Origin of the sequence: Massilia sp. Root351 (genome assembly GCF_001425045.1) — a bacterium.
Lineage (GTDB): Bacteria > Pseudomonadota > Gammaproteobacteria > Burkholderiales > Burkholderiaceae_D > Rugamonas.
In genome coordinates this window covers 1-13,348 of record NZ_LMDJ01000009.1, presented here as the reverse complement: position 1 = coordinate 13,348, position 13,348 = coordinate 1, and the positions used below count along the sequence as shown (strand labels likewise).

The window sequence follows — 13,348 nt, the reverse complement described above, 5'->3', positions numbered from 1 at the left end:
CTGCCATGAACGACAACCACCTGTCCCGCCGCGGCTTCCTCGGGCTCGGCGCGCAAGCCGGCATGCTGGGCGCGTTGACCGCGCTGGGCCTGCTGGGCGCAAATCCCGCGCATGCTGCCGTGGGCGACTACAAGGCCCTGGTGTGCCTGTACATGTACGGCGGCAATGACGGCAACAATATGATCGTGCCGCTCGACACCATCCGCTACGGAAAATACAGCGCGATACGCGGCAGCCAGGGGCTGGCCCTATCCGTGGCCAGCAAGACGCTGGTGAGCGAGCGCCGCGCGCGTTTGCAAGCCGTGTCCGACCCGGTGGACCAGCCGTTCGCGTTCCACTACGGCATGGCCGAGCTGGACGCGCTGTTCGGCCAGGGCCAGGTGGCGGCACTGCTCAACGTGGGCAGCCTGCGCCAGCCGCTCAGCAAGGCGCAGTACCAGGCCGGCGTGGCCGTGCCGCCGCAGCTGTTCTCGCACCCGGACCAGCAACTGCAGAACCAGGCCGGCACGCCATCGCTGGCCGGCACCGGCTGGGGCGGGCGCCTGGTCGACCTGCTGGGCACCGGCGGCGAGCTGGATGCGGTGGCGCTGGGCGGCGGCGGCCTGTTCATCGAAGGCGGCAAGACGCACGGCAACCTGATCCCCGCGAACGGCCAGCTCAACCTGGCCGGCATGAATTTCTGGCCGCAGGCGGAAGCGGAACAGCGCCGCGCCGCGCTGGCCGCGCTGCTGTCGGCCAGCCATCCCAACATGGTGGCCGGCGCCGCCAACCGCACGCTGCTCAACGGCATGGAGCTGGTGTCCGACCTGAAGGCCGCCACCGGCGGGCCCGCGCTGGCGACGCCCTTCCCCGGCCACAGTCTGGCGCGGCAGCTGAAGACCGTGGCCCAGCTGATCCGCCTGCGCGCGGCGCAGGGACCGGGGCGGCAAGTGTACTTCGTCTCGCAAGGCGGCTTCGACACGCACGGCGGCCAGGCCTACCAGCAGTTCGACCTGCTGCGCCAGGTGTCGCAATCGCTGGCCGCCTTCCAGCAGGGGCTGGCCGAAATCGGCGCCCAGCAGCAAGTGACGACGTTCACCTTGTCGGACTTCGGCCGCAGCCTGCAGCCGAACAGCGGCGGCACCGATCACGGCTGGGGCAACCACCACCTGGTGGTCGGCGGCGCCGTCAAGGGCGGCCTGTACGGCCAGTTCCCCGACTTCACGCTGGGCGGCAAGGACGACGCCACCGGGCGCGGCGTCTGGATCCCGCAGATCTCCAACCAGCAATACGGCGCCACCCTGGGGCGCTGGTTCGGCGCCGACGAGGCCATGCTGGAAACGCAGGTATTCAAGCACGAGCTGGCCAACTTCGCCGTCAAGGACTTGGGCTTCATGGGCTGAGTGCGCGCTGCGCGAAGCTCGCGCCGCATCGGCCGCTGGACCGCCTACAATCAGTGTAGGAGTCATTTTCAGCGAGTTCGCAATGGGGCATGACGATTATCAGCAGCGCAAGCTGCACTGGCTGGCGCGCATCGACAGCTTGTATGGGCTGGTGCAGCAGTGGCTGGCGCGCTATGCGGAGAAAGGCCAGGTGAAATACGACTTCCATGCGCTGGTGCTGACCGAGGAATTGCTGGGCACTTACACCACCCGCACGCTGGGCATCAGCCTGGGGCAACAGCACGTGGTGCTGCGCCCGGTGGGCGTGATGCTGGATACCGGCGGCGGCCGCCTGGACCTGGAAGGCCATCGCGGCAAAGTGCGCTTTGTACTGCCCGACCTGGCGTCGGACTGGAAGATTGCCACCAAGGACGGGGAGTACCCGGCCTTTGAGGACTTTAACGAGAATAACTTCCTGGAAGCGCTGCTGGAAGTATCCAGCGACTAATTCGACCGGCTACATCATCGCGCGGATGGCTTCCACCGCCAGTGCATGATCTTCCGCCTGCGGCAAGCCGGACACCGTGATGGTGCCCACCACGCCCACGCCTTTGATAGTGAGCGGAAAAGCGCCGCCGTGCGCCGCGTAGTCCTTGCTGTCGAGGTAGGGCACCGCCTCGAAATCCACGCCGCGCAGCTTGTGATCGCTGCCCACGTAGAACGAGCTGCGGCCGAAGCGGTTCACCACATTGTTCTTGCGCCGTATCCAGTCCGCCTGGTCGGCACTGGCGCCGTCCATGGCATGGTGGAACAGCACCTGGCCGTTGCGCGTGATATTCACGGTGATGGCCTTGCCCTTCGCCTTGGCCGCGCCGACCAGGCTCAAGCCCAGCGCCAGCGCCGTGTCATTGCTAAAGGCTGAAAACTGCAGTTCCTGTTCCTGGCGCGCCAGGGTTGCGAGCAGGTCGGCGTCCATGGCGTCCTTACAGCTTGATGAAGTGTTCGCGGTAGTACTTCAGCTCTTCGATGGACTCGACGATGTCGGCCAGCGCAGTGTGCTTCTGGTGCTTCTTGAAGCCGCCGACGATCTCCGGCTTCCAGCGCTTGCACAGCTCTTTCAGCGTAGACACGTCGATATTGCGGTAGTGGAAGAACGCCTCCAGCTTCGGCATGTACTTGACCATGAAGCGGCGGTCCTGGCCGATGGTGTTGCCGCACATCGGCGCCTTGCCGGCCGGCACCCACTTCTTCAGGAAGGCGATCAGCTCGGCTTCGGCGAATTCCTCGGTGATGGTGGACGCCTTGACGCGCTCGGTCAGGCCGGAACGGCCGTGGGTGCCCTTGTTCCAGTTGTCCATCTTGTCCAGCGTTTCATCGGATTGATGAATTGCAAACACCGGGCCTTCGGCCAGGAAGTTCAGGTGCATGTCGGTGACGATGATGGCCACTTCGATGATGCGGTCGGTTTCGGGTTCCAGACCCGTCATTTCCATGTCCACCCACACCAGGTTGGTCTCATTCGGACGCTCTTGCGGGGTAGTCGTTGGGATTTCGGTCGCTTGTGACATAATTCTCTCTTGGCCTAAACAATCCGCCATTTTCTCACAGGCATAGAATGTATTCACACGCGTTTTCGATTTTGTTCGTTACTTTCCTGGTTCTGACGCTGGCCGTGCGCTTCTGGCTGGCCTCGCGCCACATCCGCCACGTGCTCGCCCACCGCAGCGCCGTGCCGCCCGAATTCGCCGAAAAAATCCCGCTGGCGGCGCACCAGAAGGCCGCCGACTACACCATCGCCCGCACCAAATTCGGCATGCTGGGCATGGTGGTCAACGCCGCCGTACTGGTCGCCTTCACCTTGCTGGGCGGCCTGCAATGGCTGTCGGTGGAAGTGTACAAGCTGGCCGGCCCCGGCATGGGCTACCAGATCGGCCTGCTGGTCGCCTACGCCGCCATTTCCGGCCTGGTCGATCTGCCCTTCGACTACTACAAGCAATTCGGCCTGGAGCAGCGCTTCGGCTTTAACAAGATGAGCCGCGGCCTGTTCTTCGCCGACATGCTCAAGGGCGTGGCGCTGGGCGCCGTGATCGGCCTGCCGCTGGTGTGGGTGGTGCTGACGCTGATGGACAAGAGCGGCGCGCTGTGGTGGCTGTACGCCTGGCTGGTGTGGAGCGGCTTCCAGTTGCTGATGATGGTGCTGTTCCCGACCGTGATCGCGCCGCTGTTCAACAAGTTCACGCCGCTGGCCGACGAATCGCTGAAATCGCGCATCGAAGGACTGATGCAGCGCGTCGGCTTCGCTTCCAAGGGCCTGTTCGTGATGGACGGTTCCAAGCGCAGCGCGCACGGCAATGCCTATTTCTCCGGCTTCGGCGCCAACAAGCGCATCGTGTTCTTCGACACCCTGCTGTCGCGCCTGGCGCCGCAGGAAATCGAGGCGGTGCTGGCGCACGAGCTGGGGCACTTCAAGCTCAAGCACATCGTCAAGCGCATCGGCATGCTGTTCGCCATCTCGCTGGCGTTTCTGGCACTGCTGGGCTGGCTGAAGAACCAGCTGTGGTTCTACACCGGCCTGGGCGTGGACCCGCTGCTGCTGCCGGGCGCCAGCAACGACGCCATGGCGCTGCTGCTGTTCGCGCTGGCGCTGCCGGTGTTCACCTTCCTGCTGGGACCGCTCACCTCGCTCAGCTCGCGCAAGCACGAGTTCGAGGCGGACGCCTTCGCCGCCAAGCATACCGACCCGCGCGACCTGGTGTCGGCGCTGGTGAAAATGTACGAGGACAACGCTTCGACCCTGACGCCGGACCCGCTGCACTCGGCGTTCTATGATTCCCATCCGCCGGCCAGCGTGCGCATCCGCCAGCTGAACCTGGCGCTCCAATGAGGACCCCGACCATGACGATCCTGGACGCACAACACCTGCAGGCGCTGCACTGTTCACCCGCCAAGGACGCGCTGGACGGCGAGGAAGCGCGCCGCCTGGCGGCCCTGCTGCCGCACTGGCGCCTGGAAAACGGCAAGCTGGTGCGCGAGTTCCGCTTTGCCGACTATTACGAAACCCTGGCCTTCGTCAACGCGCTGGCCTATGTCACGCATGCCGAAGACCACCACCCGGAACTGACTGTGACCTACAACCGCTGCGTCGCCCGCTACGACACCCACTCCGTGAACCAGGGCCAGGGCGGCCTGTCGCTCAACGATTTCATCTGCGCGGCCAAGGCCGACGCCCTGGCGGAGCGCGCATGAAGCAGCAAACCCAGGCCAAAGCAGCGTCCAGCAAGCCGGCACAGCAGACCGGCACCATCATTGCCGCCCACGGCCGCCACTACCTGGCCGAGGTGCATGGCGAGCGCGTGCAATGCGTTACGCGCGGCAAGAAGACCAACGTCGCCGTAGGCGACATCGTCAAGCTGACCGCCACCTCGGCCGACCAGGCCGTGATCGACGAGATCACCGAGCGCAAGACGCTGCTGTACCGCTCCGACCAGTACAAGTCCAAGCTGCTGGCGGCCAATGTGAGCCAGCTGTTCATCGTCGTGGCCACCGAGCCCGGCTATACGGACGACCTGGTCTCGCGCGCCACCGTGGCGGCGGAAGCGGCCGGCATCGAGGTGCACCTGATCCTGAACAAGGTGGACGTCACCGAGTCGCTGGCGCGCACCCGCGAGCGCCTGAAGATGTACTCGAAGCTGGGCTATCCGGTGCATGAGGTGTCGGCCAAGGGCAATCCCGATCACGCCGTGGCCACGCTGCAGCCGCTGCTAAAGGGCAATTCGTCCATCCTGATCGGCCAGTCCGGCATGGGCAAGTCCTCGCTGATCAACCTGCTGGTGCCGGGCGCCGATATCGCCGTGCGCGAAATTTCCGCCGCGCTCGACACCGGCAAGCACACCACCACCTTCACCCGCCTGTACACCATGCCCGACCTGGGGCCGGACACGTCCATCATCGATTCGCCCGGTTTCCAGGAATTCGGCCTGTACCACCTGAGCGAAGGCATGCTGGAGCGCGCCTTCCGCGACTTCAAGCCCTACCTGGGCGGTTGCAAATACTACAATTGCCGCCACCTCAACGAACCGCAATGCCCGGTGCTGGACGCGGTCAAGGCCGGCGAGATCAGCAGGCTGCGCCACGAACTGTATGGCCAGCTGCTGCACGAGTCGGCGCAAACACTGTATTAAAAAACAATTGAATTGGCATCTGTTCAAAAAGTCGATTGCAGCTTTCGATGCTGTGGAGCATTATTAGCAAGGTAGCGAAAAACTGAGGAAGGCCATGGACATGTTCGCGGTCGAGGATGATGTTGCTCAATGGGAAGTGTCACTGCTTCCCTTGCGCGGCGTCGCGCGCCTGCCCGTCCTGGTGCCGCTGGCCTGGCACGTGCGCCAGCGCGACAGCGACCGGGCCGAAGCGCTCGCCGCCGAAGCGCTGGCCCTGCTGCCGCAGACCAATCTCGATCCCAACGCCCAGAGCGCCATCGCCGCCCGCATGCAGCTGGTGCAGGGCGAAGTGCTGTGGCTGCGCGGCGCACTGGACCAGGCCGAGGCGCACGCCCAGCTCGGCTTCGAGCAGCTATGCACGCTGGGCGACCATGAAGCCTGCGCCGACGCCCACTGGCTGCAGGCCTCGATAGCGGTGGACCGGGGCGACCACGCGCGGTGCGACCTTGAACTGGCGCTGGCCCTGGATGCCGCCGGCCTGGCGCGAGACCGCGAGCGCCAGCACATCATCGAAGCGGCCACCGCGCGCTGGGCCATCCTGCGCGACCCCAACTGCGCCGCCGGCTGGAACGCCCGGCTCAGGCATGACCCGCACGCGGCAAGCGGGACAGAGGCGGACGGCGGCGCGGAACCGCCGGGCCCGGCCGCCTGGCGCCACGACTACCTCGGAGTGGCCGCCAGCCTGTCCAGCGATTTCGCCACCGCCGCCAGCCACTACATCCGCTGTTATGAAAGCGCGCTGGCCACCGGGCAGCTGCGCGTGGCCATCACCGCCGCCACCAATATCGGCGAAGACTTCACCAACCTGAACGACCACCACGCCGCGCTGGAATGGATGCAGTGCGCGCTGGACCTGGCCCGTCCCACCGGCTGGCCGCGCAGCGTGGGCGCCTGCCTGATGCACACGGCCGACACCATGCGCCGCCTGGGCCGGCTGGACGCGGCCGAGGAACTGCTGCACGAGGCACTGGAGATCCTGGCGCCGCTGTCGGGCGCGCGCAGCTACGCCATCGCACTGCAATACCTGGGCGACCTGTCGCTGGACCGGGGCGACTACGCCGCCGCGCTGGACGCCTTCCAGCGCCTGGAAGGCCGCGCCGACGCCCTGCAGCAAGCCGATTTCCAGACCGTGGCGCGGCGCGGCCAGGCGCACGCCCTGTCCGGCCTGGACCGGCCGCAGGAAGCGCTGCGCGCCGCGCACGAAGCGGTGCGGCTGGCGGGCGAGCAATGCAATATGCATCACCAGGTGACCGCGCTGCGGGTGCTGTCGCTGGTCCACGGCCGCCACGCGCTGACCAGCCCGGACGGCATGACCGAGCTGAACGCCACGCTGCACTATCTGCACAAGGCGCTGGCGGTGGCGTCCGCCATCGACGGCTACACCGTGCCGGGCGACCTGCTGGATGCGCTGGCGCGCGAGTACGCCCGTGCCGGCAGCTACCAGCAGGCCTACCAGATGGCGGTGTCGGCCAGCGCGGCGCGCGAGAAGACGCACAGCCAGGAAGCCACCAACCGCGCCGTGGCCATGCAGGTGCACCACCAGACCGAGCACGCGCGCGCCGAGGGCCAGCACCACCGCGAGCTGGCCGCGTCCGAAGCGCGGCGCGCCGAACTGCTGCTGCAAACCAGCGCCATGCTGGAGCGCCTGTCGGCCATCGGCCAGGAGATCACCACCCACCTGGACGCGGCCGCCGTGTTCCAGGCGCTGGACCGGCACGTGGAGGCGCTGCTGCACACGCACACCTTCGCCATCTACCTCTACGACCACGGCGCCCAGTCGCTGACGCGCGCCTTCGGCGTGGAAGGCGGCTGCGCGCTGCCCACCAATGTGATCCCGCTGTCGCATCCGCACTCGTACTCGGTGCGCTGCCTGAACGAACGGCGCGAAGTGTACGTGCCCGACCTGAACGGCACCGATCACAGTTTCGTCATCCCCGGCACCTGCCCCAACCGCAGCGCGCTGTACGTGCCGCTGCGGGTGGGCGAGCGCGTGCTGGGCGTGATGACGGCGCAGTCGCTGGAACTGAACGCCTACGGCGAGCGCGAACGGCTGATCTTCCGCACCCTGTGCGCCTACGGCGCCATCGCGCTCGACAACGCGGAAGCCTACCGCCAGTTGCAGGACGCGCAGACCCAGCTCGTGTCGCAGGAAAAGCTGGCCGCGCTGGGCTCGCTGATGGCCGGCGTGGCGCACGAGCTGAACACGCCGATCGGCAACAGCCTGCTCATCGCCAGCACCCTGCAGCAAAAGACCGCCGAGATCGAGCAGCAAATGAACGGCGCAGGCCTGCGCCGCTCCGAGCTGGCCGCCTACGTGGCCGACGCGCAAAAAGCGTCCGAGCTGGTGATGCGCGGGCTGACCAGCGCGGCCGACCTGGTAAACAGCTTCAAGCAGGTGGCGGTGGACCGCACCACCGAGCAGCGCCGCATGTTCAACCTGCAGCAAGTGACGCACGAGGTGGTCGCCACCATGATGAACCGCATCCGCAACGCCAACCACAGCATCGAATACGAGGTGCCGGACACGCTGGCCATGGACAGCTATCCGGGGCCGTTCGGCCAGGTGCTGGCCAACCTCATCAACAACGCGCTGCTGCACGCCTTCGAAGGCCGCCAGCATGGCCGCATGCGGCTCAGCGCCAGCACGCCCGCCGAGGGGCGCGCACTGCTGGTGTTCAGCGACGACGGCGGCGGCATCCCGGCCGAGCACCAGTCGCGCATCTTCGATCCCTTTTTCACCACCAAGCTGGGCCAGGGCGGCAGCGGTCTGGGACTGTCGATCAGCTACAACATCGTCACCTCGCTGCTAGGCGGGCAGATCAGCGTTTCCAGCAGCCCGGCCGGCACCGTGTTCACGCTCGACCTGCCGCTTACCGCGCCGATGCAGGACGACACCGGGCCGGTGGCGATCTATCATTAAAAAATTGTCTATACGTGCCGATTTGATATTAAACTGGGCGGCACGGAGCCGCGCCAACCCGGTCTCGGCCCGTCTACAAGGACGCCCATGAAATCACTCATTCTGGCCGCAGTTGTGGCCAGCCCGCTACTGGCAGGCTGCGCCACCTCCCCCGACGAGCCTCGCACGCCGATTGTTTCCAACTACGACACCGACGCCTACATCCCGACGGGCACCAACCTGAAGCGCAAGAACAAGGACGCCGCCGACCGCATGCAGTCCATGTCCGCCGAAGACGCCCAGCGCCAGCTGCAATTCGTCCCGGTTGCGCCGTCCAGCGCCAGCAGCCGCTAAACCACGCCGACGCGGCGCCCAGCGCCGCTCGCGCTTGCCGGCCCGTCGGCAAGCAGCGCATGGCGAGCGAGCACATGAACGCCCGGTTGTAGACCAGCACCCGCAATCCTCCCATTCGCAACCGGCCCCGCTGCCTCCGCGGCAGCGGCGTTGCGAAAATAATACCCAGTGATTGGAGCAGAAACTCGGCGCGCATTCCGCACGATACAGTGCGGCAAGTTGCGGGGAGCGGTGCGACCCGCGACGCGCGGCAGCCGCAGCCAGGTGTCCCCAGCCTTCATTGCTGCCGCGCCCACAATTTAGCCGTATAATGTTTTGCTAAGCTGGCGTTTCCGGCACCCCCGCCACTGCCAGCCCAACAAATCGTTGTCACTATGTCTACCCAAAAACCGATTCGGCACTACCTGCAGTTTTCCGACTTGTCGTTGGATGAATACGAATACGTGATCGAACGCGCCCACGTCATCAAGCGCAAATTCAAGAACTACGAGATCTATCACCCGCTGGTCGACCGTACGCTGGTGATGGTGTTCGACAAGAACTCCACCCGCACCCGCCTGTCCTTCGAGGCCGGCATGCACCAGCTGGGCGGCGCCGCCATCTATCTGAACACCCGCGACTCCCAGCTGGGCCGCGGCGAGCCGGTGGAAGACGCCGGCCAGGTCATGTCGCGCATGTGCGACGTGATCATGGTGCGCACCTTCGGCCAGGACATCATCGAGCGTTTCGCCGCCTTCTCGCGCGTGCCGGTGATTAACGGCCTGACCAACGAACACCACCCCTGCCAGGTGTTCGCCGACATTTTCACCTACTACGAGCACCGCGGCTCCATCGCCGGCAAGACCGTGGCCTGGGTGGGCGATGCCAACAACATGCTGTACTCCTGGCTGCAGGCTGCCGAGGTGTTCGGCTTCCACGTCAACGTGTCCACGCCCAAGGGCTACGACATGGACATGTCGCTGGTGTCGACCGACCGCTACACCTTCTTCGCCAACCCGTCCGACGCCTGCGAAGGCGCGGACCTGGTCAACACCGACGTGTGGACCAGCATGGGCTACGAGGACGAGAACGCGGCCCGCCTGAAAGCCTTCGACGGCTGGATCGTCGACTCGGCCAAGATGGCGCGCGCCAAGCCGGACGCGCTGTTCATGCACTGCCTGCCCGCTCACCGCGGCGAGGAAGTGTCGGCCGACGTGATCGACGGCCCGCAGTCGGTAGTCTGGGACGAAGCCGAGAACCGCCTGCATATCCAGAAGGCGCTGATCGAATACCTGCTGCTGGGCCGCCTGGACGGCAAGTGACGCAGGGCGGGTTACGCTGCGCTAACCCGCCGGCGCCGCCGCCCGGCAAGATAAAATACCGAATCACCTATCAAGAATGGAACGACCATGAGCGACATCAAAAAAGTAGTCCTCGCCTACTCCGGCGGCCTGGACACCTCCGTAATCCTGAAGTGGCTGCAGGATAACTACAAGTGCGAAATCGTCACTTTCACGGCCGACCTGGGCCAGGGCGAGGAGCTGGAGCCGGCACGCGCCAAGGCGATCAAGTTCGGCATCAAGCCTGAGAACATCTACATCGACGACGTGCGCGAAGAATTCGTGCGCGACTTCGTGTTCCCGATGTTCCGCGCCAACACCGTGTACGAAGGCGAATACCTGCTGGGCACCTCGATCGCGCGTCCGCTGATCGCCAAGCGCCTGATCGAGATCGCCAACGAGACCGGCGCCGACGCCATCTCGCACGGCGCCACCGGCAAGGGCAACGACCAGGTGCGTTTCGAACTGGGCGCCTACGCGCTGAAACCAGGCGTCAAGATCATCGCCCCATGGCGCGAGTGGGACCTGCTGTCGCGCGAAAAACTGCTGAAGTACGCGGAAGACGCCGGCATCGACATCGACATGAAGCACAAGAACGGCGGCGCGCCGTACTCGATGGACGCCAACCTGCTGCACATCTCCTTCGAAGGCCGCCACCTGGAAAACCCGAGCGCCGAAGCCGAGGAATCGATGTGGCGCTGGAGCGTGAGCCCTGAAGCGGCTCCCGACCAGCCGGAATACCTGGACATCGAATACGAAAAGGGCGACATCGTGGCCCTGAACGGCGTGCGCATGTCGCCGGCCACCGTGCTGACGGAACTGAACCGCCTGGGCGGCAAGCACGGCATCGGCCGCCTGGACCTGGTGGAAAACCGCTACGTCGGCATGAAGTCGCGCGGCTGCTACGAAACCCCTGGCGGCACCATCATGCTGAAGGCGCACCGCGCCATCGAATCGATCACGCTGGACCGCGAAGTGGCCCACCTGAAAGACGACCTGATGCCGCGCTACGCGTCGATGATCTACAACGGCTACTGGTGGGCGCCTGAGCGCGTGGCGATCCAGACCCTGATCGACCACACCCAGGCCACCGTGAACGGCTGGGTACGCGTCAAGCTGTACAAGGGCAATGTGATTGTCGTGTCGCGCGATTCGAAGACCGATTCGCTGTTCGACATGACCATCGCCACCTTCGACGAAGACGGCGGCGCCTACAACCAGGCCGACGCCGGCGGCTTCATCAAGCTGAACGCGCTGCGCATGCGCATCGCCGCCAACGCCCGCCTGAAGCGCGGCCAGTAATACGATAGGCTGTACCGGCGCTGTCACGGCGCTGTACCCGAGCGGGCCGCCATGTGCGGCCCGTTTTGTTTTTCCGGCCGAGGGTGCTACATTGCCATATCGCCGCCGGGAGAACCCATGAAAGACATGCGCATAAAAACCAAGCTCACCGCCGGTTTCGGCGCCATCGTCGCCACCCTGCTGCTGCTGCTCGGGCTCTCCTACAACCAGTTCAGCCGCTTGGCCGCCGCCAACGCGTGGGACCGCCATTCGCTGGAAGTGCTGCTGGAGGCCGACCAGATCGCCAACGCCGTGCTGCAGATCCAGAACTCCACGCGCGGCTTCATGCTGACCGGGAACGAGAGCCTGGTGCAGATCATCCCGCGCGAAGAGGAAGCCATGCGGCGCCATGTGGCGCGCGCCCTGGTCCTGACGCAGGACAATCCGCAGCAGCAGGCGCGCCTGAAGCAGATCGGCCCCATGGCCGAGGACTGGGTGCAGAACGTGATCCATCCGCTGCTCGATAAACGGCGTGCGCTGAACAAGCAGGTGGGCGTGTCGCAGCAGGTGGCCACGGCGGCCGATGTGCTGAATGGCGCCAAGGTGATTGCCGACGTGCGCAAGCTGCTGGCGGACCTGTCCGCCGATGAAAACCGTTTGCTGGCCCAGCGCTCCGCCGACGCGCGCGAGATGCAGCAGGCGCAGGCCTGGTTGCTGGGCGGCGGCGGCGCGGTGGCCGTGGCACTGGCCATCGGCATCGGCTGGCTGCTGCTGCGCGCCCTGCTCACGCCACTGGGCCTGCTGATGCAGGCAGTGGGCCGCATCGCCGCCGGCGAGCAGTCCGCGCGGGTGGTGGTGGTGTCGAACGACGAACTGGGCGAGGTGGGCACGGAGTTCAACCGCATGGCGCAAACCATCCAGGACAGCCAGGCCAGGGAACTGGCCGACACCAACCTGCTGCGCGCCAAGGTCGATGCGCTGCTGGCAGTGGTGTCCAAGGCCGCCTCCGGCGACCTGACGGGCAAGGTGACGGTGNGAACTGGCCGACACCAACCTGCTGCGCGCCAAGGTCGATGCGCTGCTGGCAGTGGTGTCCAAGGCCGCCTCCGGCGACCTGACGGGCAAGGTGACGGTGGCCGGCGACGACGCCATCGGCCGGCTGGGCCACGGCCTGGCCACCATGTTCGACAACCTGCGCGCGCTGCTCAACAATATCCAGAAGGCCGGCATCCAGGTCACCACCTCGGCCACCGAAATCGCCGCCTCGGCCAAGCAGCAGGAAGCGACCGGCGTCGAGCAGGCCCAGACCAGCGTGGAGGTGCTGAGCACCACCAAGGAAATCTCGGCCAACACCGCGCAGCTGCTGCAGACCATGGAAAGCGCCACCGCCGTGGCCGACTACACCACCAGCGCCACCGCCGAGGCGCAGGACAACCTGAAGCGCATGGACGAGACCATGCAGCACATGGTGGCGGCCACCGATTCGATCAGCGCCAARCTGGCCGCGCTATCCGAGAAGGCCTCCAACATCAACAGCGTGCTGACCACCATCACCAAGGTGGCCGACCAGACCAACATCCTKTCGCTGAACGCGGCCATCGAGGCCGAGAAGGCCGGCGAAGCCGGGCGCGGTTTCTCGGTGGTGGCCACCGAGATTCGCCGCCTTGCCGACCAGACCTCGGTGTCGACCTGGGACATCGAGCAGATGCTCAAGGAAATGCAGTCGGCCGTCTCGGCCAGCGTGATGGGCATGGACAAATTCTCCGAGGAGGTGCGGCGCAGCGTGGGCGAGGTGCGCCAGGTGACGGACCAGCTGTCGGGCGTGATGGTGCAGGTGCAGAAACTGGCGCCGCAGTTCGACGCCGTGCTGCAGGGCATGCAGTCACAGGCCGTGGGCGCGCAACAGATCACCGA

At 65.8% G+C, this 13,348-nt stretch carries 12 protein-coding genes and 1 pseudogene; 11 read left to right on the top strand and 2 right to left on the bottom strand.

The window, feature by feature from the left end:
- Window positions 1-5: 5 nt before the first annotated feature.
- Both ASD15_RS12225 and ASD15_RS12220 read left to right on the top strand, forming a co-directional pair.
- Window positions 6-1,382, top strand: a complete 1,377-nt coding sequence (locus tag ASD15_RS12225; RefSeq protein WP_057155238.1) for a DUF1501 domain-containing protein — start codon at window positions 6-8, stop codon at window positions 1,380-1,382.
- Between the two features lie 82 nt (window positions 1,383-1,464).
- Entirely contained in the window at window positions 1,465-1,869 is a 405-nt protein-coding gene (locus ASD15_RS12220; protein WP_057155236.1) for a hypothetical protein, read from the top strand.
- Between the two features lie 9 nt (window positions 1,870-1,878).
- Here ASD15_RS12220 and ASD15_RS12215 read toward each other — a convergent pair whose 3' ends face one another.
- Both ASD15_RS12215 and orn read right to left on the bottom strand, forming a co-directional pair.
- Window positions 1,879-2,337 (bottom strand): heme-degrading domain-containing protein, encoded by a 459-nt coding sequence (locus ASD15_RS12215; protein ID WP_057155234.1) that lies wholly within the window; start codon window positions 2,335-2,337, stop codon window positions 1,879-1,881.
- A 7-nt stretch (window positions 2,338-2,344) separates the two neighbouring features.
- A complete protein-coding gene (gene orn, locus ASD15_RS12210; protein ID WP_056397682.1) occupies window positions 2,345-2,929 on the bottom strand; it encodes an oligoribonuclease in 585 nt (194 codons plus the stop codon).
- Between the two features lie 47 nt (window positions 2,930-2,976).
- Here orn and ASD15_RS12205 point away from each other — a divergent pair, with 47 nt between their 5' ends.
- From ASD15_RS12205 to ASD15_RS33160, 9 genes and pseudogenes are all read left to right on the top strand, one after another.
- Window positions 2,977-4,245: a M48 family metallopeptidase gene (locus tag ASD15_RS12205; RefSeq protein WP_057155232.1), complete on the top strand. Its 1,269-nt coding sequence runs from the start codon at window positions 2,977-2,979 to the stop codon at window positions 4,243-4,245.
- 11 nt (window positions 4,246-4,256) lie between these two features.
- Complete coding sequence (locus tag ASD15_RS12200; protein ID WP_057155230.1) at window positions 4,257-4,607, top strand: 4a-hydroxytetrahydrobiopterin dehydratase; 351 nt, start codon at window positions 4,257-4,259, stop codon at window positions 4,605-4,607.
- Complete coding sequence (gene rsgA, locus ASD15_RS12195) at window positions 4,604-5,542, top strand: ribosome small subunit-dependent GTPase A (protein WP_057155228.1); 939 nt, start codon at window positions 4,604-4,606, stop codon at window positions 5,540-5,542. The genes ASD15_RS12200 and rsgA overlap by 4 nt, the downstream gene beginning before the upstream one ends.
- A 94-nt stretch (window positions 5,543-5,636) precedes the next feature.
- Window positions 5,637-8,501, top strand: coding sequence for an ATP-binding protein (locus tag ASD15_RS12190; RefSeq protein ID WP_057155226.1), 2,865 nt, complete (start codon window positions 5,637-5,639; stop codon window positions 8,499-8,501).
- Between the two features lie 87 nt (window positions 8,502-8,588).
- Window positions 8,589-8,834, top strand: coding sequence for a hypothetical protein (locus ASD15_RS12185; protein ID WP_157200918.1), 246 nt, complete (start codon window positions 8,589-8,591; stop codon window positions 8,832-8,834).
- 374 nt (window positions 8,835-9,208) lie between these two features.
- Window positions 9,209-10,135 carry an ornithine carbamoyltransferase gene (gene argF, locus ASD15_RS12180; RefSeq protein ID WP_057155223.1) on the top strand — a complete coding sequence of 309 codons (927 nt, stop codon included), beginning with the start codon at window positions 9,209-9,211 and terminating at the stop codon, window positions 10,133-10,135.
- Window positions 10,136-10,222: 87 nt separating this feature from the next.
- Window positions 10,223-11,455, top strand: a complete 1,233-nt coding sequence (locus ASD15_RS12175) for an argininosuccinate synthase (RefSeq protein WP_057155222.1) — start codon at window positions 10,223-10,225, stop codon at window positions 11,453-11,455.
- Between the two features lie 51 nt (window positions 11,456-11,506).
- Window positions 11,507-12,469 (top strand): annotated as a pseudogene (locus ASD15_RS33165) (CHASE3 domain-containing protein); the annotation flags it as partial.
- Window position 12,470: 1 nt separating this feature from the next.
- Window positions 12,471-13,348 (top strand): methyl-accepting chemotaxis protein (locus ASD15_RS33160; RefSeq protein ID WP_229418164.1); only part of this gene is annotated, 878 nt, incomplete at both ends.